The following is a 25,198-nucleotide window of genomic DNA, read 5'->3' as shown; positions in this document are numbered from 1 at the left end:
AGAAGGGTCCAGAGCAGCGGGCCGCCCATGGTTTTCACCCATGCGCGGCCCGCGCCACATCAGATCGGACCCGTCATCACAAAGGCGTTCAGCTTGTTGCCATCCAGATCCCGGAAATAGGCGGCATAGAAATTGTCGCCGCGCGGGCCCGGCGGGCCTTCGCAGGTGCCGCCCTGCGACATGGCGATATCATAAAGGCGGTGGACCTGGTCCTTGTCCTTGGCCTCAAACGCCACCATGACGCCGTTGCCGACGCTGGCGGCGTTGCCGTCAAACGGCTTCATCAGCGCCACGCCGGCCCCGCCATTGGGATTGCCCCAGGCAATGCCCGTCGGGAATTCCATCATGCGACCGGTGCCCAGTTCCTTGGCGATGGCATCATAGAAGGCGGCACCGCGCGCCAGGTCATTCGTCCCCAGCGTTACATATCCGATCATTGTTTCCCCCAGATCATGCCCCACCACAGCCGGCAGGATGATAGGAACAATACCAGAACATTCTAATGAATCCGAGTCCCTTTTCAGCCCGTATGGAAACAGCGGGCCTTCAGTTTGGCGAAGGCGTCGGCGCGGTGGCTGATGGCATGTTTCAGGTCCGGGTCCATCTCCCCGCAGGTGATGTCATAGCCATCGGGGATAAAGATCGGATCATAGCCGAAGCCGCGCGCACCACGCGCCGGGAAAGTCAGGCGCCCTTCAAACCGGCCCTCCACCGCCTCGACATGCCCATCAGGCCAGGCCAGGGCCAGGGCACAGATGAAGGCGGCACGGTCGCCCTTGCGGTCGGTTGAGGCGTCCAGCGCCACGCGCACCTTGTCCATGGCCAGGGTGAAGTCCTTGGTCGGCCCGGCCCAGCGTGCGGAATAGACGCCGGGATCGCCATTAAGACCGTCCACCGACAGCCCGCTATCATCGGCCAGCGCCGGCAGGCCCGACGCGATGGCCGCCGCCCGAGCCTTAAGCACGGCATTGCCAATATAGGTCGTCTCCGTCTCCTCCGGCTCCCCCAGCCCCAGTTCCCCGGCACTGGGGAAGTTCGCAACATGGTCTTTCAACAGCGCCGCAATCTCCGGCACCTTGCCTTTGTTATGCGTGGCGATTACCAGCGTGTCACCGGTGAAGAGGCGGGGATGGGTCATGGCGGCTCCTTACTGCCCCAGCGCCTGACGCTGCAGCGCCGTCAGTTCACCGATGCCTTTGCGGGCCAGGGCCATCAGGGCCATGAACTCGCTCTCCTCGAACGGCTTGTCCTCTGCCGTGCCCTGGATTTCCACGATGCCGCCACGACCGGTCAGCACGAAATTGGCGTCGGCGCCGGCATTGCTGTCTTCCGGGTAATCCAGGTCCAGGACGGGCACGCCATTGTAGATGCCGCAGGAAATGGCCGCCACCTGATCGATCAGGGGGATGGTGGAAATGCTGCCCACCCGCACCAGATGCTGAAACGCCAGATGCAGGGCGACGTAAGCGCCGGTAATGCTGGCCGTGCGGGTGCCGCCATCAGCCTGGATCACGTCGCAATCGACCTTGATCTGCACCTCGCCCATGGCCTTCAGGTCGGTGACAGCACGCAGGGAACGGCCGATCAGGCGTTGGATTTCCTGGGTGCGGCCCGACTGCTTGCCCTTGGCGGCCTCACGGTCGGTGCGGGTATGGGTGGAACGCGGTAGCATGCCATATTCCGCCGTCACCCAGCCCTGGCCCTTGCCGCGCAGGAACGGCGGGACCTTTTCGTCCACGCTGGCGGTGCACAGCACATGCGTATCACCGAACTTCACCAGACACGACCCCTCCGCATGGCGGGAGAAATTGGTCTCCAGGCTGACAGGGCGAAGCTGATCGGCCAGACGGCCAGAGGGGCGGGTCATGATGTCTTCCATTATCCTTGGGTGTCCGGCCATCCTCATAGCAATGGGGGTGCGGCTGCGTCCAGCCATGGTATGGTCTCCCCTCCATTGATTTGGCCGGTGCCGCCGACTAATCTTCTTAACGAATGCAACGGCAAGGGACCGGTGCGAAAGGCATGATCACTGAGCTGAACCAGCGGTCGCGGGAGATTTTCCGCCATATCGTGGAAGCCTACGTACAGACCGGCGAACCGGTGGGATCGCGCACCCTGTCGCGGCGCCTGACGGCCACTCTGTCGCCCGCCACCATCCGCAATGTCATGGCGGATCTGGAGGAACTGGGCCTGCTGATCTCTCCGCACACATCGGCAGGTCGCATCCCCACCGATGCCGGCCTGCGCATGTTCGTGAACGGCCTGCTGGAGGTGGGCGACCTGACGGAGCGGGAGCGGGAGGATATCGAGGCCACCTGTTCGGCCCGCGGTCGGTCAGTGCCGGAGGTGCTGGAAGAGGCCACCAACCTTCTGTCGGGCCTGTCATCCTGCGCCGGTCTGGTGCTGGCGCCCAAGACGGACCGTCCCCTGAAACATATCGAGTTTGTCAGCCTGTCGCCGGGCCGGGCGCTGGTGGTGCTGGTGACTGAGGACGGGCTGGTGGAAAACCGGGTGGTGGAGGTGCCGACCGGTCTGCCGCCATCAGCGCTGCAGATGGCCAGCAATTACCTGAACGCCCGCGTCGTGGGCCGCACCCTTGCCGAGGCTCGCGCCTTTATCCTGAAGGAGCTGGAGGAACAGAAGTCCCAGTTGGACAGCCTGACGCAGAAGGTGGTGCAGACGGGGCTTGCCACATGGTCCGGCGCGCGGGGCAGCCAGGGCTATCTGATCGTGCGTGGGCAGGCCAAGCTGTTGGAGGACGTCACCGCCATTTCCGACCTGGAGCGCATCCGCACCCTGTTCGAGGCGCTGGAAACGCGCGAACAGATGCTGCGCATGCTGGACGCAACGGGCAAGGCGGAAGGGGTACAGATCTTTATCGGGGCGGAGAATGACCTGTTCTCCCATGCCGGCTGTTCGATGATCGTCAGCCCTTATGCCAACACCAAGGAACAGATTGTGGGCGCCATCGGCGTGATCGGCCCGACCCGCATCAATTACGCCCGCATCATTCCAATGGTCGACTATACGGCAAAGCTGATCGGCAGGTTGATGGGGTGACCTCCCCTTGTGGTTTGGGGGTATGGCACCCTATTTCTGGGTTGCGGCATCTCGACAGGCGACGCAATCCCGCCTAAACCAGAGGGCCGTTTCCCACCCCCTAGATTTCCCAAGGGCAAGTTCCGCGATGACCGACACGATCAACACCCACGACAACGACCCCAGTGCAGAGCCCGCCGCCCAGGCCGGCACGACCGAGGCCGGTGCCGAGGCCCGCGTCGCCCAATTGGAGGCAGAGGTCGCGTCCCTGAAGGACCAGATGCTGCGCACCCTGGCCGAGACGGAGAATGTCCGCCGCCGGGCCGAGCGCGAGCGGGAAGATACCGCCAAATACGCCGTTGCCAAGTTCGCCAAGGAACTACTGGCCGTGGCCGACAATCTGCGCCGCGCCGTGGAGGCTGTGGGCGAGGATGTGCGGGCCGAGAATCAGGCCGTGGGTAACCTGCTGACCGGCGTGGAAGCCACCGAACGTCAGCTGATCGCCGCCTTCGACCGTGCCGGCATCGCCAAGGTTGAGGCGCTGGGCACCCCCGCCGATCCGAATTTCCATCAGATCATGATGGAGATCGAAAATACCGGCAAACCCGCCGGCACCGTGGTTCAGGTGCTGCAAGCCGGCTACACGATCCATGGTCGCCTGCTGCGCGAAGCCATTGTCGGCGTCGCCAAGGGCGATGTCGGTGGCCATGTAAATACCAGCGCCTGATAGACGTACCGGTTCTTCTCCCTCCCATCCGCCGTTCGGGCCTGGCAGGGAGAAGATGCCGGCTTACGTCATCCAGCCGGGGAACAGAGCCCGCAGACCGGCGGCGATGATCTCCACCGCGACCGCAGCCAGCAGCAGGCCGGTCAGGCGGTTCATGATGTTCAGGCCGGTCTGGCCCAGCTTGTTGCCGATGGGCACGGCCAGACGTAGGGTCAGCAGCAGGAAGGCGCAGACTGCCAGGATGCAGCCGACCAGCACCGCATAATGCTCCCAGCCCACGCCACGCTGCGCCTCGATGATGACGGCAGAGATGGAGCCGGGACCGGCCAGCAGGGGCAGGCCCAGCGGCACCACACCGATGGCCTGACGCGTGCCAGCCTCGTCCGCTTCCTGCGGCGTCTGCTTCACGCCCGACACGGTAGCATTCAGCAGCGACAGCGCGATCAGCAGCAGCACGATACCGCCGCCTACCCGGAAACTGGCCAGGCTGGTACCCAGCACCGTCAGGATGGCATCGCCCAGAAAGACGGAACTGACCAGGACCGTCGCCACCGTCATGACAGCGGAAAAGGCAATGGAATTGCGTTCCCTGGCACCACGTCCCTCCGTCATGCCCAGAAAGATCGGGATGGCGGCAAACGGGGTCAGGATGGCGAAAAGCGCAATCAGGAACCGTGAATACTCGGACCAGGCTTCCATGGAGATGTCCGGCTATATGTCCCCGTTTTCGGGGCGCGTTGGATTGTGGGCCGAACCATAGCACGGATGGCGGGGCGGAATGGAAGGGGGTGGTGACCTTGCCGTCCGCTTCCGCTTGCGCACAGCCAGGGGGTCCGGCATAGTTTGCGGGATTAAATCAGCGGGGATGCAACCATGGAGAATTACGGGCTGCCACGTCGTGATCCTTCACTGTGGGGTGTGTTTGGCATGTGCACCCTCCTGGCGCCGGTTGCTGGGGCGGCGGCTTTGCTGGGCGCCTTGATCGCGGTGGCGCTGGGCCTGCCCAAGGATGCGATGATGGTATCGGTCTGGGGCTGCATGGCGGTGCTCACCCTTCCCGCCTGGGCGTGGCTGTTCCATCTTTATCTGCGCGGCCATTGGCGGCTGCAAATGGAGGGATGAAAGTCAGGCGTCGACCATTTCCGCCGCGCGGGCCAGATCGACGCTGACCAGTTGACTGACGCCGCGTTCCATCATGGTCACGCCAAACAGCCGGTGCATGCGGGCCATGGTCAGGCGGTGATGGGTGACGATCAGGAAGCGGGTGGCGCCGCTGGCCGCCATTTCCTCCACCATGTCGCAGAAACGGCCGACATTCGCCTCGTCCAACGGCGCGTCCACCTCGTCCAGTACGCAGATGGGGGCGGGGTTGCACAAAAACACCGCGAATAGCAGCGACAGGGCCGTCAGCGCCTGTTCCCCACCCGACAGCAGGGACAGGACCTGCAATTTCTTGCCCGGCGGGCTGGCATAGATCTCCAGCCCCGCATCCAGCGGATCATCCGATTCGGTCAGTTTCAGATGCGCCGACCCGCCGCCGAACAGCTTGGTGAACAGCCGCTGGAAATGCCCGTCCACCAGATCGAAACTGGCCAGCAGCTTCTCCCGCGCCTCGCGATTGATGGTGCCGATCCCTTGGCGCAGGCGGGCAATGGCGGCGATCAGGTCGTCGCGTTCGCTGGTCAGCTTGGCGGTTTCCGCTTCCATCTCGGCCAATTCGACCTCCGCCCGCAGATTAACGGGGCCGATGCGTTCGCGGTCCTCCAGCAGGCGCGACAGGCGCTGTTCCAGCTGCGATGGTGGCGGCATCTCATCGTCCGGGTCGATACCGGCGGCGGACAGAACGTCCCCCGGCTCGCAATCCAGCTTCTCCCGGATACGCTCCACCAGACCGGCTAGGGCGTTCAGCGATTGGGTCACAGCCGCCTCGGCATGGGCGCGGGCTTCGCGGGCGTCGGCAAGCGCGCTTTCCGCCTTGCGCACGGCCTGTTCGGCCTGGGTCTGCGCGGTTTCCGCTTCTGCCAGGGCATCGCTCGTCTGGCGGCGGCGGCGTTCGGCAGTGACGATATGGCCGCGTAGAGCCTCCCGCTCCGCCGCGATCTCCAGGGGCCGTTCGGTCAAGGCCTCCAGCGCTGCCCGGTCCTCCTCCGCCCGCTCGGTCAGTTCCGACAGGCGGCTGGCCGCCCCCTCGACACGGGCCTTCCAAGACAGTTCCTCGGCCTCCAGGCTGGATAGGCGGCGGCGGCGCTGTTCGGCGTCGCGCTTCACCCGGTCCACTGCGGCCTGTGCCCCCGACAGATGCCCGCGCTGTTCGGCCAGAAGGCCACGCGCATCGGCCACCGCCATACGCGACAGGGTGGGGTCGGGCAGATCATCCAGGGAGGCCTGCGCGTCGGCCACCAGCGTTGCCGCCTCTTCCTTGTCGCTGCTCAGCAGGTCAAGGGACTGCACCATGGCGTCGCGCTTGGACCGCGCGGCGGCGGCCTCGCTGACCAGCCGGGACTGGGCGCTGCGGGCCTGATCGACGGCGGTGAAGGCATGGCGCACGGCCTCGCGCGCCTGCCGGTCGCCGGCCTGCGCCGCCTCATTCGCCCGCCGCGCCGTCAGGATGGCGGCATCGGCGGCGGTACTGGCATCTCCATGGGCCTTGCGCGCGGCGGCCAGATCGGCATCGGCTTGGGTTAGGGCAGTCTCAATTTCCGCCAACCGGTTACGCTGGGTCAGGCGGATAGCCGCCGCCGTGGGCGCACCGGGTGTGGTGGTCAACCCGTCCCAGCGCCAGGCCCCGCCATCGCGGCTGACTAATATCTGACCGGGTGACAGGCTGGGGGCCAGCCGCCGGGCGGTGGCGGCATCGGCCACCAGCCCGATATGCGACAGGCAGCGCGCCATTTCCACCGGAGCCTTGACCTGTGCCGACAGCGGTTCCACCCCCGCCGGCAGGGGGGCGGTGATGTCCAGCGGCGGCAGGGTGCGCCAATGCCGGGCCGCCGCCTCGTCCAGCGGCGCCGTCAGATCGTCCCCCAATGCTGCGGCCAGCGCCTGTTCATAGCCGGCGGCAACCGTGACGGCATCGATCAGCGGTGGGAACAGGTCTTCTTCTTCCAGGTTCAGAAGTGCCCGCAAGCCATCGCGTTCGGCGCGCAGCTGCGTATCCCGCGCCTCTGCCTGTGACAGGGCCGTGCGCGCCGCCGCCATGCTGGTCTGCCCGTCGCTGCGGGCCTGTTCCAGGGCGCTGTCAGCCTCCTGCTTGGCCTGTTCCGCTTGCTCGGCGGTCTCGCGCGCGCACTCCAGCCGCTCCTCGGCCAGGGCCAGCGCCTCTGCTGCCGCTTCCAGGGCGGTATCGTCGCCGATCTTTGCGTCCAGGGCGGAAAGTTGGGCGGCCTGTTCGGACAGCCGGCTTTCCAGGGTGGACAGACGCGCCTGGGCATCGCGCAGGCGGTTGCCGGCCGCCGTCCGAGCCGCCTCCTCCGACGCGGCCTGTTCCAGGGCGCGGGACAGGTCGCGCTCGGCTGCTTCCACCGCGTCGCGGGCCGTCAGCAGCGCTTCCTCGGCGGCCTCCAGCTCCATCGCCTCTTCGCCCTGCGCATCCAGCAGGCCCGCCCGTTCCTCGGCCAGACGGGCGGCGGCATTGTCGGCATCGGCGGCGAGCGCGCGTTCGCGCGCAAGGTCGGTGGCCAGCTGCGCCAGACGGCGCTGCATGGCGCCATGCGCCTCCTTGACCCGCGCCTCTTCGGCGTCAAGCTGTTCGCGCGCCACGATCAGGCGCTGAAGCCCGGCACCGGCGGCGGCATCCTCCTGCCGCAGGGGAGGCAGGGCTGCTGCCGCCTCATCGCGGGCGGTGGCGGTGCTGCTGACAGCCAGCATCTGATCGCGCACGGCACTGTCCGCGGTGGCATGGCCATCGCGGGCGCGATCCAGCAGACGGTTGGCCTCGTTCCAACGCTGATGCAGCAATTGCGCCTCGGCCCGGCGGATATGGTCCTGCACCTGACGGTAGCGCTGGGCCTGACGGGCCTGTTTGCGTAGACCCTGCAACTGCCCATCCATGGCGGCCAGCACATCTTCCAGCCGCGTCAGATTGGTCTCCGCCGCGCGCAGCCGCAGTTCCGCCTCATGCCGGCGGGCATGCAGGCCGCTGATGCCGGCCGCCTCCTCCAGCAATTGCCGTCGGTCACCGGGCTTGGCGTTGATCAGGGCGCCGACGCGACCCTGGCTGACCATGGAGGGGCTGTTGGCACCCGATGAATGGTCGGCAAACAGGATCTGCACATCGCGGGCGCGGACCAGCTTGCCATTGATGCGGTAATCCGACCCCGACCCGCGTTCCAGCCGGCGGGTGATCTCCAGCTCTTCCGCATCGGTGAAGGGCGGGGGGGCGGTGCGGGCATTGTTGCCCAGCACCATCGTCACCTCGCAGATATTGCGGGCGGGCCGCGTAGCCGTGCCGCCAAAGATGACGTCGTCCATATCCTCGCCGCGCATGCGCTTGGCCGAGGTCTCCCCCATGGCCCAGCGCAGCGCCTCCAGCAGGTTGGACTTGCCGCAGCCATTGGGGCCGACAACACCCGTCATCCCCGGCTCGATCAGAAGCTCTGTCTGATCGACGAAGGACTTAAAGCCGGAAAGACGGAGTTTCGTGAATTGCACGGGTCGCCGGGGGTCGGTAGCGGGGAAGGGCGCGATGGGTAGGCCTAAGCGGCGGTGTGTTCAAGCCATTTGATGGCAAAGGGCAGGATATCCGCCGCATCCACCAGGATCGACGGTGCTGCCCCCACCATACCCCGCCGCCCGGCGCCGGCGGCAAGATATTCGGTCACGATTTGCTCTATGAAGTTTTCCGGCAGCCGCTCGCTCACCGGGTCACAGGTGTCGAACTCCTCCATCCAGCGCCAGTCGATGCCGCCGTCGGGGCGGGCGAACGGTATTTCCCGGCGGATGATCGTCTTGTCAGGCAATCGGGCCAGATGTTCGGCATGGTGCAGCAGGGTCATCGTGTCCCACGGTGCGCCCAGCATCAGCACCTTGCCACGCCGTTCTACCAGCCGGGCCAGCGGCGATCCGGGGCCGTAACCGTAATTCAGCGGATGGTCGCGGGTCAGGGTATCGGCCAGCGGGCCAAGTGCCGCCATGGAGGCACCGGGGTTCGAACTGCGGATGGCGCCGGGCGTGGTGCGCAGGAATTCAGGCAACGCGCCATTGTCGCGGGCGGCACGGGTGCGGGCGGGATCAAAGGGCACGACATGCGGGCGCCAGACATCGGGCACCCGCCCGTCCGCATCGACAAAATCCTCCCAGGCCGCTTCCCAATCCAGGTACGCCATGAGGGTGCCGCCCAGACCCACCGCGCGGCGCAGACCCGCGATGATCCCATCCGGCCCACCCATGACAGGCCCCACCGCGCGGCAGGCGGCATGCACCATGACCAGATCGCCCGCCGCGATTCCCAACTGGGCAAGATCGGCGGCGATGGCGTCGGGGGACAGGGGTAGAGGATCGGTCATCGGCGGGTGTCAGGGTGCGGGCTTGGCGCCCAGCTTTTCCAATGCGGCGAACAGCTTCGCCTCACTGGCTTCCTCCACCCGCGCGGCGCCGTCATTGATGATGAAGGTGGGCGTTCCCATTACTTGATGACGCTGGCCTGCCTCCTGCTGGCGGCGGATCATGAAATCCTCCACCTGTTTGTTGGCCATGCAGGCCTGGAACTGTGCCGGGCCGACACCGGCCAGGGCGCCGATGCGGGCCAGCCCCATCATGAAATCAGCGTTCAGCCACTGCGCCTGTGTCTTGTATAGCACCTCATAAAGCTTGACATGCTTGTCATCGCCCATGCAGCGGGCCAGCTGTGCAGCCCGCAAACCAGGCGCATTGTTCGGGATGTCCTTTACCACCAGCCGTACCTGACCACTGTCGATGTAGCGTGCCTTCAGTTTGGGCAGGGTATCGAAGTGAAAATGGGCGCAATGGGGGCAGGAAAGGGCCACATACTCCACGACCGTAATGGGGGCCTTCTCGCTGCCATAGGTGATGTCGGCAAAGGTGGGGGCGGCGCCCCCTTGCCCGTAAGCGGGCAGGGACAGTGATAGCAGACCGGCCAGGATCAGGAAGCACCGCCGCCACATGGGATTACGACGCCTTGCGTTTGGCGCCGGCCTTGACTACGGCGTCGGTCAACTGGTCCAGGTACGCACCGGCGATGACATATTCGCCGTTTACGATGAAGGTCGGCGTGGAATTGACCTGATGTTCCTGTTGGGCCGTGTACTGGCTCTTGATAATGAAATCTTCCAGCGGCTTGGTCGCCATACAGGCATCAAACTGTGCCTGCGACACGCCGGCCAGCTTGCCGATATTGGCAAGGTTGGCCAAGAAGTTCTGGTTCAGCCAGGTGGCCTGGCTGTTGAAGATGGCGGTCTTCAGCGCCTGGGTCTTGGCCCCGCCGGCACAGCGCATCAGCATATGGGCGCGCAGGCCCGGCCCGTTTAGCGGGTAGTCGCGGAAGATCAGCTTCACTTCGCCCGTGTCGATGAATTCCTTCTTGAAGGTCGGGAACATCTCCTTCTCAAAATGCGCGCAGTGCGAGCAGGCGAGCGAGGCATATTCGACCACCGTCACCTTGGCGTTCGGATTGCCATAGACGATGTCCGCCGTGGCGGCCTTCACGTCGATGGCGGGGGCGGCCTGACCCAGCGCGGGCAGGGCAGGCGCCAGGGACAGGGCGGCACCGGCGGCCAGGAGTTGGCGACGGGAAAAGTCAGAACCGCTCACGGATGTGATCTCCACCAGGGGAATGTTTGCGCCGACGATAGGGGATGATGATGGCGGCGGCAAGGCGCTCACGGTGCCACCTCCAGATATTGCGACAGGTTGAAATCCAGCGGATTGGGGGTCCAGCCCTTGATACGTGGATCGACCAGCCGGCGGCGCGTATTATGGGTCAGCGGCACGATGCTGTTGGCGGCCAGCGCCAGCGTCTCGGCCTGCTTCAACAGGGCGAGGCGCCTGGCCGGGTCGGTGCTGGCATTGGCCTCGTCCAGCAGCTTGTCATAGGCCGGGTCCTTGTATCCCGGTAGGTTCTGCTGATCCACATCACTGCGCAGCAATTGCAGGAAGGAATTGGCGTCCGGATAATCTCCGATCCAGGCATAATACAGGATGTCGGAATAGCTTTTATGGTTGCCGATATTGGCCACCACGCGGAATTCCTGATTGTTCAGCCGGGTTTTCACGCCCAGCTTCTGCCGCCACATGGCGGCCACGGCCACCACGACCTTGCGGGCATTGTCGTTGGTGTAATGCAGGATCTCGATCTCGGGCAGTTCCTTGCCTCCCGGCCCGTACCCGGCTTCGGCGAACAGCTTCTTGGCCAGTTCGTCGCGTTGCGCCTGGGTCTGTGCCGCCCAGTCTGGGCGCGGGGGGTCATAGCCACCGACATTGCCCGGTGGCGTGAAGGTGTAGGCCGGCTTCTCCCCGCCGCCCACCACCTTCTCGGCCAGAACCTCACGGTCGACGGCCAGGTTCAGGGCGGCGCGTAGCTTGGCATTCGATTTCCACGGCTCGTTCTTCAGGTTGAAGGACAGGTAATAGGTGGAATAGGTCTGCCCCGCCCGATACGCGTCGGGCAGGTTCTCCTTCGCGAAATTGACCTGCGGGTTGGGCAGCGTATCGGTGACCAGCAATTCCCCCGCCCGGAACTTCTTGAATTCCGTGTCCTGATTGTCGATCGGGTAGGAGAAGACAGTATCGATCTTGACCTTGGCCGCGTCGTAATAGAACGGGTTCTTCACCGTCTTGATATGCGACTGCGGCAGATATTCGGCCAGCTTGTAAGCGCCGTTGGAGACAAGGTTGCCGGGGCTGGTGAAATTCTCCCCGAACTTGTCGATATTGGCCTTCTGCACCGGTGCCATGGCCACATGCTGCAACGAGGCCAGGAAGTAGCCTGTGGGCCGTTCCAGCGTGACCTTCAGGGTGCGGGCATCCACCGCCTCCACGCCCAGCTTGTCGGTCGGCATCTTGCCCACCGTCACCGCCTGGCCATTGACCAGCGGCCAGACGAAATAGGCGTATGGAGAAGCATGCTTGGGATCGGCCAGCCGGCGCCAGGAATAGACGAAATCCGCCGCCGTCACCGCTGTGCCATCCGACCATTTGGCATCGGCGCGCAGCGTGAAGGTATAGACCCTGCCATCGGCACTGACGCTTTCGCTTTCCGCCACCGCACGGCGGCCCTGGCCCTTGGCATCCAGCGTGTACAATCCCTCGAACAGGTCATAGATGATGCGGGCGGCGGGCTGCAGCTCCGACTTGGTCGGGTCCAGCGTGTCGGGCGTGGCCCCCGTACCCCGGCGATAGACCATTTCGGCCTGTGCAGCGGGGGACAGCGTCAGGGGCGCCAGGGCGGCCATGGCCAGCAGCGGCAGAAGGCGGAAGCTTTTCATCATTGTTCCAATGCGTAGGTCAGGTCGAGCCGGAGGCGAGCCCTGACGGGCAACAATGCCGGTGCCTGTCAGCCCGAGAGTGTCAGCTCTTGATGTCCAGGAACCGGGTCGGGTTCTGGTCCAGCGGCGCCTTGGTCCAACCGGTGATGCGCGGATTGACCAGACGGCGACGGGTATTGTGCATGATGGGGATCAGGGGGGTGTCCGCCTGATACAGCGCCTCCGCCTGACCCAGCAGGGTGATGCGTTCCGCCGGGTCAAGGCTGGCATTGGCCTTGTCCAGCAGGGCGTCGTAGGCCTTGTTCTGGTAGGCGGGATAGTTCTGCTGGGCCACGTCGCTGCGCAGCAGTTTCAGGAAATTGATCGGGTCCGGGAAATCGCCGATCCAGCCGTAATAAAGCGCGTCCTTATAGGTCTTCTGATTGCCGATGGAGGAGACGACGCGGAATTCCTGGTTGTTCATCACCACTTCCACGCCCAGCTTCTGCTTCCACATGGCGGCCACGGCGACCATCACGCGCTTGTTGTTCTCATTCTGGGTCAGCAGGATTTCCACGGGCGGCAGGGGCTTGCCCCCCGGACCGTATCCAGCCTCAACCAGCAGCTTCTTCGCGTGCTCATCGCGTTCCTTCTGCGACAGGGCGGCCCAGGCGGGGCGCGGCGGCTCATACCCCGCCACTTTGCCGGGCGGGGTGAAGCTGTAGGCCGGGCGCAGGTCACCGTTCAGCACCTTGTCCACGATGATCTCGCGGTCGATGGCCATGGACAGGGCCTGACGCAGCTTGGGCGCGGATTTCCATGGTTCATGCGTCAGGTTCAGGGCCAGGAAGAAGGTGGAGTAGGTGGGGGTGGGCGTGTAATCGGTCGCCGCCTCCTTGCGCGCCCAATCCACCGCTGTGACGGGCAGGGTGTAGGTCACATCCAGCTCACCCGCGCGATACCGCTTCAGTTCGGTATCCACATTCTCTGTCACGATATGCATGACGGTATCGATCTTCACATTGGCCGCATCGCGGAAATACGGGTTCTTCACCAGCTTCAGATGCGTCTGCGGCACCATCTCGGCCAGCTTGTAGGCGCCATTGCCCACCTGTCCGGGTGTGGTGCCTTCCTTCACCGGCGACATCGACTGATGCGCCACCTGGCCCAGGAAGTAGGCGGCGGGTTCGGTCAGCCTGACGCGGAACATAAGGTCGCCCACCGCCTCCACGCCCAGCTCGGTCGGCGGTTTGGTTCCCGCCGTCACTTCCTTGCCGTTGACGATGGGCCAGACATAGTAGGCATAGGGAGAGGCCTGCTGCGGGCTGGCCAGACGGCGCCAAGCATAAACGAAATCCTTGGCCGTGACCTTCGACCCGTCCGACCAGCGGCCGTCGGGGCGCAGGCTGAATGTGTAGGTCTTGCCATCGGGGCTGATCTCCCAGCTGGCGGCGGCACCCGCAATGGGCTTGCCGTCCGGCCCCGGCGTCAGCAGCCCCTCATACAGATCATAGATGACGATGGATTCGGGGTGCAGATCGGCCTTGCCCGGATCGATCGTGCCGGGCGCAGACCCGATGCCGCGGCGGAACACAGTTTCCGCCATGGCGTTGACAGGGGCGATCAGGGGCAGCAGGACCAGGGAGGAGAGCAGCAGCGAGCGGGCCAGACGGCGCATGGGCTTGGTTTTCCCTCATGAGCATCAATTGCGGCCACGCTATGCCTGATGCCGTCTGCCCGCAAGGTCCGCTGCTGCCATATTGCAGGGCGGCAAATGGCCCCACTATGGTGCTATCCTTAACAAATCATTTCCTGGGGGCAGGTGGAAAAAATGTTTGAGTGGATCTACGACCCGAGTGCCTGGGCCAGTCTGGCGACCTTGACGGCGCTGGAGATTGTGCTGGGTATCGACAACATCATCTTCATTTCGATCATGGCCAACCGGTTGCCGGAAGCGCAGCGCGCCAAGGCACGGCAACTCGGTCTGGCGCTGGCCCTGATCATGCGGCTGGGCCTGTTGGCCTCCATCGCCTGGATTGTGTCGCTGACCGAACCCTTGTTCACGATCTTCGATCTGGCTATTTCGGCCCGCGACCTGATCCTGCTGGGCGGCGGTCTATTCCTGCTCTACAAGGGGACGCAGGAAATCCACCACACGATGGAAGGCCAGCATGAGGAGGAGGGAAGCTCCCGAGCCGTCGCGACCTTCGGCGGTGTGATCGCCCAGATCATGGTGCTGGATATCGTCTTCTCGCTGGACAGCGTCATCACGGCCGTGGGCATGGCCAATGACCTGCCGGTGATGGTCACCGCCGTCATCATCGCCGTTGCGGTCATGCTGTTCGCCGCCGGCCCGACGTCGAAATTCGTGCAGGATCACCCGACGGTGAAGATGCTGGCGCTTGCCTTCCTGATCCTGGTGGGCGTGGCCCTGATTGCCGACGGTCTGCATTTCCACATCCCGAAGGCCTATCTCTACTTCGCCATTGCCTTCTCCATCGGTGTGGAGAGCCTAAACCTGATCGCCGCAAAGCGCCGCAAGGCCAAGGCGGCGGCCAGCGGCGGGCATTGACGAAACCCGGCCTTGCGGCACAAGTGTGTGGGGCGGCTGGCAACAGCCGCCCCTTCTGTTTTCACACTACCCGGATGCGCCCATGACCCGCCTGACCCTGCGCCTGGATTTCGCGAATGGCAGCCAGATCGGCCCCGGCAAGATCCGGTTGCTGGAAGCCATCGCGGATACCGGCTCCATCGCGGCGGCGGGCCGGTCCATGGGTATGTCCTATCGCCGGGCCTGGCTGCTGGTCGATCAGATCAACCGCGCCTTCACCCTGCCCGCCGTGACAGGACAGACGGGCGGCAGCGGCGGCGGCGGCACCGCGCTAACCGACTGGGGACGTGAACTGGTGGCACTCTACCGGCAGGTGGAGGCGGAAAGCAGAGTGGCCAATGTGGCGGCCCTGACCCGGATGGAGGTGATGCTGGACCCCGACGCCAAGACGGCCAGCGAGGCTTAAAGCCCCAGGACGTCATCCATGGAATAAACCCCCGGCGCCTTGCCGGCGGCCCACAGCGCAGCGCGGACCGCACCTCGGGCGAAGATGGCGCGGCTGCCGGCCTTGTGGGACAGTTCCAACCGTTCCGCCTCCGTCGCGAAGATCACGGTATGGTCTCCCACCACATCCCCGCCGCGCAGGGTGGCGAAACCGATATCGCCCACCGTGCGCGCACCGGTATGCCCGTCGCGCACGGCATCCTTCACATCGGCCAAGGCGACGCCACGCCCGGACGCGGCGGCCTGACCCAGGGCCAGGGCGGTGCCGCTGGGCGCATCCACCTTGTGCCGGTGATGCATCTCCACGATCTCGATATCCCAATCATCGCCCAGCGTGGCCGCCACCTTGCGCACCAGTCCGGCCAGCAGGGTGACGCCCAGGCTGAAATTGGCGGCCACGACCAGAGGGGCCTTCGTGCCGGCCTCTGCCAGCTTGGCATGGTCATCGGGCGACAGGCCGGTGGTGCCGACGATCAGGGCGGTTCCATGCTGTACGGCCAGAGCGGCATGGGCGACCGTGGCGGCGGGGGCCGTGAAATCGATGACGGCATCGCTGTTGGCGAACAGGGCGGCAGGGTCGTCGGTGATCACGACACCGACGGGATCGGCGCCGATCAGGGTGCCCAGGTCACGGCCGATGGCGGCGGAACCGGGCCGTTCGGTCGCACCCGACAGGGTGGCGGCTTTGTTGCCCAGAACCTCACGGATCAGCATCTGACCCATGCGGCCGCTGCCGCCCACGATCCCGATACGCATCGCTATCCCCTGCTGCTCTCAAAAACGATTGGGCAGAACCGATAGCATGCCGGGCGTCCGGGATCAGCCCCCGGAAAGGCAATCCACCAGTGAGCGCAGGTTGAAGCGCATCAACTGTCCATAAAGGTCCGGCCCGTCGGGGATGTTCGCCCCCTCGGGATCCAGAACACCGGTGTGGGCCTTGGTCCCCTGCGCCAGGGTGCGGACCAGGGCCGGTTCGAACTGCGGTTCGGCAAAGATGCAGACGGCACCGGCCTGATTGACGCGTTCACGCAGGGCCGACAGCCGCGCCGCCCCTGGCGGCTGATCGGGCGAGACGGTGATGGCGCCAGCGGCGTTCAGGCCGTACCGGTCCTCCAGATAATGATAGGCATCATGGAAGACGATGAAGGGCCTGTCCTTCAGCGGTGTCAGGGCCGCACGCATTTCCAGGTCCAGGGCATCAATCGACTGTTTCTGCCGCGCGGCATTGGCCTGATAGGCCGGGGCGCGGGCGGGGTCCAGCGCCGACAGGCGCGCGGCGATCAGGTCGGTAATGGCCTTGGCATTCAGCGGGTCCAGCCAGACATGACCGTCGCTGCCCAGTTCCGCATCGGGCCTGTCTTCATGCGCGTGGTCGTGATCATGCGCCTCCCACGCCCCGCCCTTGCGCACAGGAAGCACCCGGACCGACGGTTCCTTAACCAGGGTCAGGACCTGGGCATCCCGTGCCAGGGTGGATAGCGGCTTCTCCAGGAAGGTTTCGACACCCGGCCCCGCCCAGACCACCAATTCGGCACCCGACAGCGCCTTTGCATCCGATGGGCGCAGGGCGAAGGCATGCGGATTGGCGGCCCCGCGCACCAGCAGATAGGGTTCTCCCACCCCCTGCATCACGCCGGATACCAGCGAATGCAACGGCTTCACCGTCACCACCACATCGGGCGGCGGCGGGGCGGCCAGGGCCGGCAGGGCGATAAGGCCGGTCAGCAGGGCGGAAAGGGACAGAAGGCGCAACATGGACAAGGACCCGGTACCGGAGGACTGATCTGCAAATGTGTTATAATGTAACGTTTGTCAAGGCGGCGGGCATGGCGTAAACCCTGCGGGATGCGCAGGGCAGCCCAGCCAGCATGCGCCAAAGGAGCCGCCCTTTGACAGCCCCCCCGTTACTGGAAGCCCGGAATATCAGCCTGACGCGCGGCGACCGCGCGGTTCTGGACAATGTCTCTTTGTCCGTGGGGGCCGGCGAGATTGTCACACTGATCGGACCGAATGGGGCCGGCAAGACCAGTCTGGTGAAGCTGTGCCTGGGGCTGGTGAAGCCGGACAAGGGTGCCGTCGCGCGGGCACCGGGCCTCAATATCGGCTATATGCCGCAACGCCTCGCCGTCGATGTCACGCTGCCCATGCCGGTTGCGCGCTTCCTGTCGCTCTGGTCACGGTCCACGCGGGCGGAGATGGTGGACGTGCTGGCGGAGGTGGGGGCCGAACATGCCATCGACCGCGCCATTCAGACCCTGTCGGGCGGGGAGTTACAGCGTGTGCTGCTGGCCCGTGCCCTGCTGCGTAAGCCGGACCTGCTGGTTCTGGATGAACCGGTGCAGGCGGTCGATGTCCATGGACAGATCGAACTGTTCGAACTGATCGGTGCCATTCGCAATCGGCGCGGCTGCGGCGTGCTGCTGGTCAGCCACGATCTGCATCTGGTGATGGCCCGCACCGATACGGTGATCTGCCTGAACCGGCATGTCTGCTGCCATGGCAAACCGGAGGATGTGTCGCGCCATCCTGAGTACGTCGCCCTGTTCGGGCGGCATGCCGATGCGTTGGCCATCTATCACCACAGTCATGACCATTCCCATGCTGATGATGGCTGTGTGGTCCCGGCCGGGCAGGAACATACCGGACATGGCGACCATCATGGCTGCGGCCATGACCATCACCATCATCACGGCCATGACCATGCGCACGGGGGACACCGCCATGGATGATTTCCTGCTGCGCGGTTTGCTGGCCGGGATCGGGCTGGCGCTGGTCACGGGGCCGCTGGGCTGCGTCATCGTCTGGCGGCGTATGGCCTATTTCGGGGATACGTTGTCGCATTCGGCCCTGCTGGGCGTGGCGTTGGGTTTTCTGACGGGCATCGGAACCCAAACGGGCATCGTGCTGGTCTGCCTGGCCATTGCCCTGGCCCTGACCCTGTTGCAGGAACAGCGTCGGCTGGGCAGCGATACGCTGCTGGGCATCATTTCGCACTCAACGCTCAGCCTGGGCATGATCGCGCTGGCCGTGCTGGGGTCGGTGCGGGTGGACCTGCTGTCCTATCTGTTCGGCGACATCCTGGCCGTGGGTGATGCCGATCTCTACGCCATCTGGGGCGGTGGGGCGCTGGTGCTGGCGCTGCTGGCCTGGATCTGGCGACCGCTGCTGGCCCTGACGGTGGATGAGGATCTGGCGCGGGTGGAAGGGGTGCCGGTACGCCGCGTGCGCCTGGGCTTCACCTTGATGATCGCCATCATCATCGCGCTGGCCATGAAGATCGTGGGCATTCTGCTGGTCACGGCGCTGCTGATCATCCCCGCCGCTGCCGCCCGCCGTTTTGCAAGGGGGCCAGAGGCGATGGCCGTCCTGGCGGCCCTGATCGGGGTGGGGGCGGTCGTGGCGGGATTGGGCGCCTCACTCCAGGTCGATGTCCCGACCGGCCCCGCCATCGTGGCCGCCGCTGCCGCCCTGTTCCTGGCCAGTCAGGCCGTGCCCGCGCGGGGGTAAACCGGTCACCCCACAAAAAGAAACCCCCGCCGCCCAGGCAGGGGCGACGGGGGCAGGCACTCTGGAGAGAGGAACTAAACATAGGTTCGGGATGCTGCCCCCGGCACCGGTGCCGCCGTTGAAGGGGCGGGCTGGCGGGCCGGAAGTCCGGGGGCAGACTTCCCATCTATCGCGGTGCCGACGGTGGATGGGGCGTCCGGGGCCGTCGGCGGTGACCGGTGCTTTGGGGTGGGATGGGCACCGGCCCGCGATATTGCTTTTACGCAACACGCAAACAGTTCCTGTCGCAGTGGCTCAAAAATATTTTCGACAGAGGGGCGATGGTCCCGTGTGACCTGCGACAGGGATTTGCGCCCCGGCGCGTGGAAGGGGCATGCTGGCGACGAAGCGGCTTCCGTCACCGCTGGACCTGCCGGGGCGTGATGCCCGGGGGTCCGGTACGGCCGGACGGGATCGACATAAGGATACGCAGGTGACCGTGACCGGTATGGCTCTTGCGGAACCCATGGTGGATGACGACACCCTGTTGGCGCGGATCGCCGGCGGGGACAGGGGGGCGTTCACGGTACTGGCCACACGCCATACCGCCCGCGCCCTGTCCGTGGCCCAACGCGTCTTGAACAACGCGGCGGAAGCGGACGAAGTGGTGCAGGAGGCCTGGGTCAAGGTTTGGACCAAGGCCGGTCAGTGGGAGGCGGGCGGCTCCGCACGGTTTTCCACCTGGCTGCACCGGGTTGTCGTCAATCTCTGTATCGACCGCCGCCGCAAGCAGGGGTTCGAGGCGTTGGAAGACGCCCCGGATATGCCCGACCCGGCACCCGCCGCTGGTTCGCTGATCGCGCGGCGGCAAATGTCGGAAACCATCGCAGCAGCCCTGGCCGGGCTGCCTGAACGGCAAAGGGTGGCCGTCTCCCTTTGCTATTACGAGGAAATGAGCGCCGCCGAGGCCGGGCGGATGCTGGACCTGTCGGTGCCGGCGGTGGAATCGCTGCTGGCTCGTGCCCGCCGCGCCCTTCGGGGCCGGCTCACCGCCCTGGGGATCACGGGCGTTGGGGAGGATGAAGAATGAGGGAACCGATCAACGGCGCAGGCGGGAAGGAGGCCATGGGGATGGCCGCCTTCCAGGCCCTGCTGGAACAGTACGGGGCCGAACCAAGGCGATGGCCCGATGATTTGCGCAAACCTGCACAGGCACTGCTGGCCCATTCTGTTCAGGCACGGGCCGAACAGCATCGTGCTTCCATGCTGGACGCGATGCTGGACCGGCTGGATGCGCCGGTGATCAGCGATGATCGCGTGGCCCGCGTGGTGGCCGGTGCTTTGGGTGATCTGCCCGTGCCGGGATTGGTGCGGCGCCGCGTCCCTTTTACGCAGCGCGTTTGGGATATGCTGGGGGGATGGCGACAGGTCTGGCCACGGGTGGCCGGTTTGGCCGCCTGTACGGCTGCCGGCATCCTGGTGGGGGCCTTCAGCCCCGTCGCCTCCACGGCCGCTGGCGGCATGGGCGGGGAGGGCGCGGTCACCGCCGCGACTACCGCCAGTGACCTACCCAGCGCGCTGTTCACCCCTTCCGCCCTGGAAAGCCTGTTCCAATGAACCGCGACCGTTTGATACAGACCGCGCTGCTGGCGTCGGTCGGCCTGAACCTTTTCCTGCTGGGCACCATGGTGCCGCGCTGGCTAGGGCCGAAGCCGCCTTTCGGTGACAAGATGGTGATGATGGGGCCTGATGGGCCGGGTGGCCCCGGCGGTCCCCTGTTTGCCATGCACCGGATGATGGATGATCTACCCGAAGCCGATGCCAAGATCCTGAAGGAACATTTCGGTTCCGATATGGAAAAGATGATGGATAAGGCCAAGTCTTTCCGGGATCGTATTGATCGCCTGCGTGACCTGATGCGGGCCGACCCGTTCGACCCCGTGGCCCTGCGTACGGAACTGGAAAGTGCTGCCGCCGATCGTCAGACGATGGAGAAGGCGCAGACCGACCGGATCATCGAGGTGCTGGGCAAGCTGTCGCCGGAGGGTCGCCGTCGTCTGGCCGAGATGCGTCCGCCCCGTATGATGATTAATGAGCGCCGGATGCATGGCGGGCCTGAAATGCGGCCCCCGCCACCCGGTGGCATTCCCCTGGACCCGGACCGGGCCCCTATGGCCGCCCCACCGCCGCCGCCTGAAGAGGGCAGGTAACATCGGGGCGGATGTCCGCTCATAGGGCCAGGGTGCAGAAAAGGGAAAGGCCGGGGTTACCCGGCCTTTCTCGTTTCCACATCCTCCCCGCTATTGGCGGGGGCGGGCGGTTCGTCGGCAGTTGCACTGGACAGGGCTTCGGCCACCGCCGCCTCGGCTTCCACCTCGACCGGTTCGGTGGCAAGCAATAGCGGTTCTGCCTCTGACGCCGGTTCGGCTTCAGCGGGCGGTGGGGCCAGCATGGCGGTGGGAGCGGTCGGCACGCGGCGCCGGATGGCGCCCTCGAAGCTGGCACCCGGCGCGATTTCCAGCAGGGTCTGGATCACGTCACCCTGAACGGAGGAGCCGTTGAGGATGAACACCTCCTCAGCGTTGATCTCTCCCTGCACACGCCCATGGACACGCACGGTTCCGGCCATGATATGGCCGTTCACGGCGCCCGTGGCGCCGATGGTCAGCTTGGCACAGGTGATATCGCCATCGACGGTGCCTTCGACATGCACCTCGCCCGGCGTGTCCAGATTGCCCGTCACCCGCATGTCACGGCTGACGATGGAGGGCATGGGGCGGTCGGACCCGCCGCCATTGCCACCGCCGCTGGGGCGCGTTGCGGTCTTGGCGGTGCTGTCGATGCGTTCCTTAACCTTCGCAAACATGCCGACCCCTTTCCATGAAGCGCAGCGGATCCACCGGCTTGCCTTCGACCAGCACTTCATAGTGCAGGTGCGGGCCGGAACTGCGGCCACTGTCGCCCAGCGTCCCGACCTGACGGCCAGGGTCCAGCATTTCGCCCTTCTTAACCATGATTTTCTTCATATGGGCATAGCGGGTGCGGATGCCCAGGCCGTGATCCACCTCCACCATATGGCCATAACCCTCGTCATAGGTGACGTCGACAACGCGACCGGCGGCGGGCAGGGTCACGGGGGAGCCTTCCTTGGCCACCAGATCCAGTCCCTCATGCGCGGCCCATTGGTTGGTGAAGGGGTCGCGGCGGCCACCGAAACCGCTGGAGACGTAGAAATTATCCACGGGCGGGGTCAGTGGCAGGTAATTGGCCAGCGCGCGCAGCCGTGCCTGCCGGTCCAGCCGCGACTCGAGCTGATTCAAGGCGGCCTGCGCAGCAGCGGGCAGGCTACCATTGGGCAGCTCCGTCAGGCCGATCAGGGGGCCACCCACACCGCGCGGTGACTGGCCCATGGCGCGCAGCACCCGGTCCAGGTTTAGGCCGGTATTTTTCAGTTCCCCTTCGATGGCGCCGATGCGCAGTTCGGCGTGCTGGGCCAGCCGGTTCAGCAGAGCCACCTGACCGGTGGCGATCTCCGCCATCTGCTGTTCGCTGGCGGCCAGCGCCGTCGCCATCTCGTTACGTTCGGTCCAGGCGTTCTCTGCTTCGGTCCGCGCCCGCTGCGCCTGTAACTGCGCCTCCGCCAGGGCCTTGCCCAGCCCTTCGCTGGCCAGGGCCAGGGTCGGCTGGGATGAGGGGACGGCTTCCGCTTCCTCCAGCACCAGGGACAGGGCGGCGATGGCGGATTGGGCGCGGCGGGATGCCGCTTCCTGGCTTATATCGGTGATCAGTTGCAGCGATTCCTGGGCGGCGCGCAGCCCGTCGCCGGCTTCGGCATCCACCCTCAGCGGGGCCAGTTCATTGCGCACGGCGGCCAGAACCTGACGCGGCGTCTTCGACCCGTCCTTGTCCGCCCCCATCAGCACGGCCATGGCGGCATCAATGCGGGCGCGCGACTGCGCCTGTTCGGCCAATGCCGTATCCAGTGCCACGCGCACCTTGTCCAGGTCACCCGCCACGCGTGACAGCTGTTCCCGGCTGTCGGCCAGTTGAGTTGCCAGATTGGCGGCCCCCTGATCCATCTGGAAAATGCTGTCGCGGCTGTCACGCAGGGCAAACGCCGTGGCCATCCAGCCGGCACTGGCCACCAGCATGCCGCACAGGGCGGCGGCGGCCAGAAGGGCAGGACGCAGGCGTTGGCCGGGACCGATGGTCACCGACCTGATCTTGTCATCATCAACGATGATGACCTGTTCGCTGCGCATGAAGAACCCGAGCAAACCGTCCCCCCGTCACAATGCCGTGCCGCCGATCCTTTAGCCTGCTTGAGCAGCACAGGCGGAGATCAGGCTTTGACTTGGCGGACATTGTCATCCGCAGGTCCGGCACTGGACGCCGGTGGTAGGAATTTAAGGGATGCACATCTTTCGGGCAAGCCGGGAATCGCGGACGATGTACTTCCAATGGATATGCAACCATCCAGGCGCAAAGACGCAGGCCTTCTGGCTTTCCGTACCGCTATTCCAGGGCTGCGCGCAGGGCGGCGGCGGCCCCCCAGGGCGAAAGTGGCATGGACGCCGCTAGAAGACCGGACAGTAACAGCAAATGTGGGCGGGCCGATTGCCCCGTCAGCACCGAATCGACAGCGGCGGCGGCAAAGATTAATGCGGGAATGTAAAGCGGAAGCACAAGTAAAGGCAGAAGAACACCGCCCCGCCGCGCCCCCAGCGTCAGGGCAGCACCGATTCCCCCGATCAGGCTCAGTAAGGGTGTGGCCAGCAGCAATGTCAGCAGCAGGATGGGAAAACCGTCAGCGGGCAGGTTCAGGAACAAGGCCAGAAGCGGGGCCGCCAGGATCAGCGGCAGGCCGGTGACCAGCCAATGGGCCAGTATCTTGGCCGCCGCCACCGCCTCCATCGGCAGAGACGACAAGGACAGAAGCTCCAGCGAGCCGTCCTCATGATCGGCCTGGAACAGCCGGTCCAGCGACAGCAGCGAGGCCAGCAGGGCGGCGACCAGGATGACACCGGGTGCAATGCGCGCCAGCACGCCCGGTTCCGGCCCGATGCCGAACGGGAACATGATCACGCACAGCACGAAGAACAGAACCGCCATGGCCGCGTCCGCCCCCTGGCGCAGGGCCAGGCGCAGGTCACGGCGCAGCAGCCGCAGGAAACCGCTCATGCCGGCACCCCTACGGCCTCGTTCTGGCTTTCGTCTTCATCATCGGTGGTGGCGCCAAAATCGGCCAGATTCAGCATGGAGGCATCTGCGACATCCATATCGCTGTGCGTGGACAGCACCACCATGCCGCCAGCCCGCCGGTGGGCGGCGATTAAGGCGGCGAGACGGTCAATCGAGTCGCGGTCCAGCGCCGTTGCCGGTTCATCCAGCAGCCAGAGCGGGGCCGTGCGTGCCGGTGCCAGGGCCAGACGAGCTAGATTGACGCGTTTCTTCTGTCCCGCCGACAGGTACCGGCCAGGCATGTCTGCGACATGATCCATGGCAAGGGCTGCCAGCGCCCGGCCGGCCCGGTCCTCCGGATCGTCCAGCCCGTCCAGCCCGGCCCAGACCGACAGGTTCTCAAGCGCGGTCAGGGTGGGCTTTACGGCATCCTGATGCCCGGCATAGCGCAGACGCGCGCGGTGGGCGTCCGGGTCCTGGGCGATATCGGTGCCATTCCAGGTCAAGGCGCCAGAAAACGGGCGCGATAGGCCGGCCAGCAGGCGCAAAAGGCTGGATTTGCCGCTGCCGTTCGGCCCGACCAGGATCAACGCACCGCCGGGCGACAGGGTGAAGTCAAGATCGGCGAACACCACCCGCTCGCCGCGCAGGCAGGTCAGGTGGCGGGCGGCGAGTCCCGGATCGGCGGATTGGGTCTGGCCCTGTGTCACGAATGAACGCTCCTGGCTGGCTGGCGCCAAAATGCCAGAAAGGGCGGGCCGAAAGATAGAGATTCCAGATAAAGAAACGGCCACCGCGGGGGGCTTTGCGGTGGCCGTGAAATGGTGCCGATCCGGGGCAGGACCGACAGGTGCGGGCCGACATTCCATATGGGGCCTGGAAATGTCCGCCAAGACGGGGTGTCTCAAGTCGCCTCAGCATTCCCAGGTGCAAGATGGAAGTCCCGCATGACCAAAGTCCGACCTGAAAGTGGCGAAAATGTGATTTGTGCGCAGGGCACGCGACCTATGCGCATTTTCACGATCCCGAAACAAAAAACCGCTTTCGCCGTCGGGGCTTCGGCCCTATATAGCCGCACATCGCAGCGCACGTGCCTATGGCCCCCACACCCGTCCGATGGTCATTTTCAAGACTGGACGGAGCCGTCAACCCGGTGGGGTTATGCAACGACGTAACGCGTATCCTCGTCCGTCCCTTAAACAAGGCGGCGAATTGGAGGCTACGATGGTTGTTGTTGTGTTCGGGGGGCCGGTTGCGCTCTCCGTGTCATTCCATTCTGTTCGCGCGTCC

At 65.4% G+C, this 25,198-nt stretch carries 26 protein-coding genes; 10 read left to right on the top strand and 16 right to left on the bottom strand.

Annotated elements, in window-relative coordinates; genetic code table 11:
• Positions 1 to 59 precede the first annotated feature (59 nt).
• From C0V82_RS09655 to rph, 3 genes are all read right to left on the bottom strand, one after another.
• Complete coding sequence (locus C0V82_RS09655) at positions 60 to 437, bottom strand: VOC family protein (protein ID WP_102112157.1); 378 nt, start codon at positions 435 to 437, stop codon at positions 60 to 62.
• An 83-nt stretch (positions 438 to 520) separates the two neighbouring features.
• Positions 521 to 1,138 (bottom strand): RdgB/HAM1 family non-canonical purine NTP pyrophosphatase, encoded by a 618-nt coding sequence (rdgB, locus tag C0V82_RS09650; protein WP_102112156.1) that lies wholly within the window; start codon positions 1,136 to 1,138, stop codon positions 521 to 523.
• 9 nt (positions 1,139 to 1,147) lie between these two features.
• Complete coding sequence (gene rph / locus C0V82_RS09645) at positions 1,148 to 1,867, bottom strand: ribonuclease PH (RefSeq protein WP_102113350.1); 720 nt, start codon at positions 1,865 to 1,867, stop codon at positions 1,148 to 1,150.
• Between the two features lie 155 nt (positions 1,868 to 2,022).
• Between rph and hrcA the strand changes: the two genes are divergently transcribed.
• On the top strand, positions 2,023 to 3,060 hold the full coding sequence (gene hrcA / locus C0V82_RS09640) for a heat-inducible transcriptional repressor HrcA (RefSeq protein WP_054166848.1): 1,038 nt from the start codon (positions 2,023 to 2,025) through the stop codon (positions 3,058 to 3,060).
• A 127-nt stretch (positions 3,061 to 3,187) separates the two neighbouring features.
• Complete coding sequence (grpE, locus tag C0V82_RS09635) at positions 3,188 to 3,766, top strand: nucleotide exchange factor GrpE (RefSeq protein ID WP_102112155.1); 579 nt, start codon at positions 3,188 to 3,190, stop codon at positions 3,764 to 3,766.
• 63 nt (positions 3,767 to 3,829) lie between these two features.
• On the opposite strand, the gene C0V82_RS09630 is transcribed toward grpE, so the two are convergent.
• On the bottom strand, positions 3,830 to 4,465 hold the full coding sequence (locus C0V82_RS09630; protein ID WP_102112154.1) for a MarC family protein: 636 nt from the start codon (positions 4,463 to 4,465) through the stop codon (positions 3,830 to 3,832).
• Positions 4,466 to 4,693: 228 nt separating this feature from the next.
• Here C0V82_RS09630 and C0V82_RS09625 point away from each other — a divergent pair, with 228 nt between their 5' ends.
• Complete coding sequence (locus tag C0V82_RS09625; protein ID WP_158659837.1) at positions 4,694 to 4,888, top strand: hypothetical protein; 195 nt, start codon at positions 4,694 to 4,696, stop codon at positions 4,886 to 4,888.
• A 3-nt stretch (positions 4,889 to 4,891) separates the two neighbouring features.
• Here the strand turns inward: C0V82_RS09625 and smc are convergent, their stop codons facing one another.
• The 6 genes from smc to C0V82_RS09595 all read right to left on the bottom strand — a co-directional run bounded on the left by smc (position 4,892) and on the right by C0V82_RS09595 (position 13,864).
• Positions 4,892 to 8,416, bottom strand: coding sequence for a chromosome segregation protein SMC (smc, locus tag C0V82_RS09620; protein WP_102112152.1), 3,525 nt, complete (start codon positions 8,414 to 8,416; stop codon positions 4,892 to 4,894).
• A gap of 44 nt (positions 8,417 to 8,460) precedes the next feature.
• Complete coding sequence (gene aac(3) / locus C0V82_RS09615; protein ID WP_102112151.1) at positions 8,461 to 9,270, bottom strand: aminoglycoside 3-N-acetyltransferase; 810 nt, start codon at positions 9,268 to 9,270, stop codon at positions 8,461 to 8,463.
• Positions 9,271 to 9,279: 9 nt separating this feature from the next.
• The gene (locus tag C0V82_RS09610) at positions 9,280 to 9,888 is read right to left on the bottom strand and encodes a DsbA family protein (protein ID WP_102112150.1); all 609 of its coding nucleotides are present in this window, start codon (positions 9,886 to 9,888) and stop codon (positions 9,280 to 9,282) included.
• Between the two features lie 4 nt (positions 9,889 to 9,892).
• Complete coding sequence (locus C0V82_RS09605; protein ID WP_158659836.1) at positions 9,893 to 10,534, bottom strand: DsbA family protein; 642 nt, start codon at positions 10,532 to 10,534, stop codon at positions 9,893 to 9,895.
• Positions 10,535 to 10,602: 68 nt separating this feature from the next.
• Positions 10,603 to 12,210 (bottom strand): peptide ABC transporter substrate-binding protein, encoded by a 1,608-nt coding sequence (locus C0V82_RS09600; protein ID WP_102112148.1) that lies wholly within the window; start codon positions 12,208 to 12,210, stop codon positions 10,603 to 10,605.
• 79 nt (positions 12,211 to 12,289) lie between these two features.
• Positions 12,290 to 13,864, bottom strand: coding sequence for a peptide ABC transporter substrate-binding protein (locus C0V82_RS09595; protein WP_102112147.1), 1,575 nt, complete (start codon positions 13,862 to 13,864; stop codon positions 12,290 to 12,292).
• Positions 13,865 to 14,017: 153 nt separating this feature from the next.
• On the opposite strand from C0V82_RS09595, the gene C0V82_RS09590 reads away from it, so the two are divergent.
• Both C0V82_RS09590 and C0V82_RS09585 read left to right on the top strand, forming a co-directional pair.
• On the top strand, positions 14,018 to 14,758 hold the full coding sequence (locus tag C0V82_RS09590; RefSeq protein ID WP_102112146.1) for a TerC family protein: 741 nt from the start codon (positions 14,018 to 14,020) through the stop codon (positions 14,756 to 14,758).
• 82 nt (positions 14,759 to 14,840) lie between these two features.
• The gene (locus tag C0V82_RS09585) at positions 14,841 to 15,203 is read left to right on the top strand and encodes a winged helix-turn-helix domain-containing protein (protein ID WP_102112145.1); all 363 of its coding nucleotides are present in this window, start codon (positions 14,841 to 14,843) and stop codon (positions 15,201 to 15,203) included.
• On the opposite strand, the gene dapB is transcribed toward C0V82_RS09585, so the two are convergent.
• Both dapB and C0V82_RS09575 read right to left on the bottom strand, forming a co-directional pair.
• Positions 15,200 to 15,997 (bottom strand): 4-hydroxy-tetrahydrodipicolinate reductase, encoded by a 798-nt coding sequence (gene dapB / locus C0V82_RS09580; protein ID WP_102112144.1) that lies wholly within the window; start codon positions 15,995 to 15,997, stop codon positions 15,200 to 15,202. The two genes, C0V82_RS09585 and dapB, sit on opposite strands and share 4 nt — an antisense overlap.
• Positions 15,998 to 16,060: 63 nt before the next feature.
• Positions 16,061 to 16,996, bottom strand: coding sequence for a zinc ABC transporter substrate-binding protein (locus tag C0V82_RS09575; RefSeq protein WP_102112143.1), 936 nt, complete (start codon positions 16,994 to 16,996; stop codon positions 16,061 to 16,063).
• A gap of 113 nt (positions 16,997 to 17,109) precedes the next feature.
• Here C0V82_RS09575 and znuC point away from each other — a divergent pair, with 113 nt between their 5' ends.
• From znuC to C0V82_RS09550, 5 genes are all read left to right on the top strand, one after another.
• Complete coding sequence (gene znuC, locus C0V82_RS09570; protein WP_102112142.1) at positions 17,110 to 17,970, top strand: zinc ABC transporter ATP-binding protein ZnuC; 861 nt, start codon at positions 17,110 to 17,112, stop codon at positions 17,968 to 17,970.
• The gene (locus C0V82_RS09565) at positions 17,963 to 18,748 is read left to right on the top strand and encodes an iron chelate uptake ABC transporter family permease subunit (protein WP_102113349.1); all 786 of its coding nucleotides are present in this window, start codon (positions 17,963 to 17,965) and stop codon (positions 18,746 to 18,748) included. The genes znuC and C0V82_RS09565 overlap by 8 nt, the downstream gene beginning before the upstream one ends.
• Positions 18,749 to 19,121: 373 nt before the next feature.
• On the top strand, positions 19,122 to 19,817 hold the full coding sequence (locus tag C0V82_RS09560; RefSeq protein ID WP_245924050.1) for an RNA polymerase sigma factor: 696 nt from the start codon (positions 19,122 to 19,124) through the stop codon (positions 19,815 to 19,817).
• Complete coding sequence (locus C0V82_RS09555; protein ID WP_102112141.1) at positions 19,814 to 20,344, top strand: hypothetical protein; 531 nt, start codon at positions 19,814 to 19,816, stop codon at positions 20,342 to 20,344. Before C0V82_RS09560 ends, C0V82_RS09555 begins: the two co-directional genes overlap by 4 nt.
• A complete protein-coding gene (locus C0V82_RS09550; protein WP_102112140.1) occupies positions 20,341 to 20,937 on the top strand; it encodes a periplasmic heavy metal sensor in 597 nt (198 codons plus the stop codon). Before C0V82_RS09555 ends, C0V82_RS09550 begins: the two co-directional genes overlap by 4 nt.
• Positions 20,938 to 20,993: 56 nt before the next feature.
• On the opposite strand, the gene C0V82_RS09545 is transcribed toward C0V82_RS09550, so the two are convergent.
• The 4 genes from C0V82_RS09545 to ccmA all read right to left on the bottom strand — a co-directional run bounded on the left by C0V82_RS09545 (position 20,994) and on the right by ccmA (position 24,618).
• Positions 20,994 to 21,593: a bactofilin family protein gene (locus tag C0V82_RS09545; protein WP_158659835.1), complete on the bottom strand. Its 600-nt coding sequence runs from the start codon at positions 21,591 to 21,593 to the stop codon at positions 20,994 to 20,996.
• Positions 21,577 to 22,989, bottom strand: a complete 1,413-nt coding sequence (locus C0V82_RS09540; protein ID WP_158659834.1) for a M23 family metallopeptidase — start codon at positions 22,987 to 22,989, stop codon at positions 21,577 to 21,579. Before C0V82_RS09540 ends, C0V82_RS09545 begins: the two co-directional genes overlap by 17 nt.
• A gap of 253 nt (positions 22,990 to 23,242) precedes the next feature.
• A complete protein-coding gene (gene ccmB / locus C0V82_RS09535) occupies positions 23,243 to 23,908 on the bottom strand; it encodes a heme exporter protein CcmB (RefSeq protein ID WP_102112137.1) in 666 nt (221 codons plus the stop codon).
• The gene (gene ccmA / locus C0V82_RS09530) at positions 23,905 to 24,618 is read right to left on the bottom strand and encodes a heme ABC exporter ATP-binding protein CcmA (RefSeq protein WP_245924049.1); all 714 of its coding nucleotides are present in this window, start codon (positions 24,616 to 24,618) and stop codon (positions 23,905 to 23,907) included. The genes ccmB and ccmA overlap by 4 nt, the downstream gene beginning before the upstream one ends.
• Positions 24,619 to 25,198 lie beyond the last annotated feature (580 nt).

The sequence above is a fragment of the Niveispirillum cyanobacteriorum genome, from assembly GCF_002868735.1.
Classification (GTDB): domain Bacteria; phylum Pseudomonadota; class Alphaproteobacteria; order Azospirillales; family Azospirillaceae; genus Niveispirillum; species Niveispirillum cyanobacteriorum.
This window is presented reverse-complemented; position numbering and strand designations above follow the sequence as displayed.

What these genes read in the sequence shown, in the direction of transcription:
- C0V82_RS09555 (WP_102112141.1), top strand. Translation starts at nt 19,814, where the DNA reads ATGAGGGAACCGATCAACGGCGCAGGCGGGAAGGAGGCCATGGGGATG.
- C0V82_RS09590 (WP_102112146.1), top strand. Translation starts at nt 14,018, where the DNA reads ATGTTTGAGTGGATCTACGACCCGAGTGCCTGGGCCAGTCTGGCGACC.
- C0V82_RS09575 (WP_102112143.1), bottom strand. Translation starts at nt 16,996, where the DNA reads ATGTTGCGCCTTCTGTCCCTTTCCGCCCTGCTGACCGGCCTTATCGCC.
- rph (WP_102113350.1), bottom strand. Translation starts at nt 1,867, where the DNA reads ATGACCCGCCCCTCTGGCCGTCTGGCCGATCAGCTTCGCCCTGTCAGC.
- C0V82_RS09625 (WP_158659837.1), top strand. Translation starts at nt 4,694, where the DNA reads ATGTGCACCCTCCTGGCGCCGGTTGCTGGGGCGGCGGCTTTGCTGGGC.
- hrcA (WP_054166848.1), top strand. Translation starts at nt 2,023, where the DNA reads ATGATCACTGAGCTGAACCAGCGGTCGCGGGAGATTTTCCGCCATATC.
- C0V82_RS09560 (WP_245924050.1), top strand. Translation starts at nt 19,122, where the DNA reads ATGCTGGCGACGAAGCGGCTTCCGTCACCGCTGGACCTGCCGGGGCGT.
- C0V82_RS09600 (WP_102112148.1), bottom strand. Translation starts at nt 12,210, where the DNA reads ATGATGAAAAGCTTCCGCCTTCTGCCGCTGCTGGCCATGGCCGCCCTG.
- C0V82_RS09585 (WP_102112145.1), top strand. Translation starts at nt 14,841, where the DNA reads ATGACCCGCCTGACCCTGCGCCTGGATTTCGCGAATGGCAGCCAGATC.
- ccmB (WP_102112137.1), bottom strand. Translation starts at nt 23,908, where the DNA reads ATGAGCGGTTTCCTGCGGCTGCTGCGCCGTGACCTGCGCCTGGCCCTG.
- C0V82_RS09655 (WP_102112157.1), bottom strand. Translation starts at nt 437, where the DNA reads ATGATCGGATATGTAACGCTGGGGACGAATGACCTGGCGCGCGGTGCC.
- C0V82_RS09595 (WP_102112147.1), bottom strand. Translation starts at nt 13,864, where the DNA reads ATGCGCCGTCTGGCCCGCTCGCTGCTGCTCTCCTCCCTGGTCCTGCTG.
- C0V82_RS09545 (WP_158659835.1), bottom strand. Translation starts at nt 21,593, where the DNA reads ATGTTTGCGAAGGTTAAGGAACGCATCGACAGCACCGCCAAGACCGCA.
- znuC (WP_102112142.1), top strand. Translation starts at nt 17,110, where the DNA reads ATGCGCCAAAGGAGCCGCCCTTTGACAGCCCCCCCGTTACTGGAAGCC.
- C0V82_RS09610 (WP_102112150.1), bottom strand. Translation starts at nt 9,888, where the DNA reads ATGTGGCGGCGGTGCTTCCTGATCCTGGCCGGTCTGCTATCACTGTCC.
- C0V82_RS09630 (WP_102112154.1), bottom strand. Translation starts at nt 4,465, where the DNA reads ATGGAAGCCTGGTCCGAGTATTCACGGTTCCTGATTGCGCTTTTCGCC.
- C0V82_RS09540 (WP_158659834.1), bottom strand. Translation starts at nt 22,989, where the DNA reads ATGCGCAGCGAACAGGTCATCATCGTTGATGATGACAAGATCAGGTCG.
- C0V82_RS09565 (WP_102113349.1), top strand. Translation starts at nt 17,963, where the DNA reads ATGGATGATTTCCTGCTGCGCGGTTTGCTGGCCGGGATCGGGCTGGCG.
- C0V82_RS09550 (WP_102112140.1), top strand. Translation starts at nt 20,341, where the DNA reads ATGAACCGCGACCGTTTGATACAGACCGCGCTGCTGGCGTCGGTCGGC.
- dapB (WP_102112144.1), bottom strand. Translation starts at nt 15,997, where the DNA reads ATGCGTATCGGGATCGTGGGCGGCAGCGGCCGCATGGGTCAGATGCTG.
- grpE (WP_102112155.1), top strand. Translation starts at nt 3,188, where the DNA reads ATGACCGACACGATCAACACCCACGACAACGACCCCAGTGCAGAGCCC.
- rdgB (WP_102112156.1), bottom strand. Translation starts at nt 1,138, where the DNA reads ATGACCCATCCCCGCCTCTTCACCGGTGACACGCTGGTAATCGCCACG.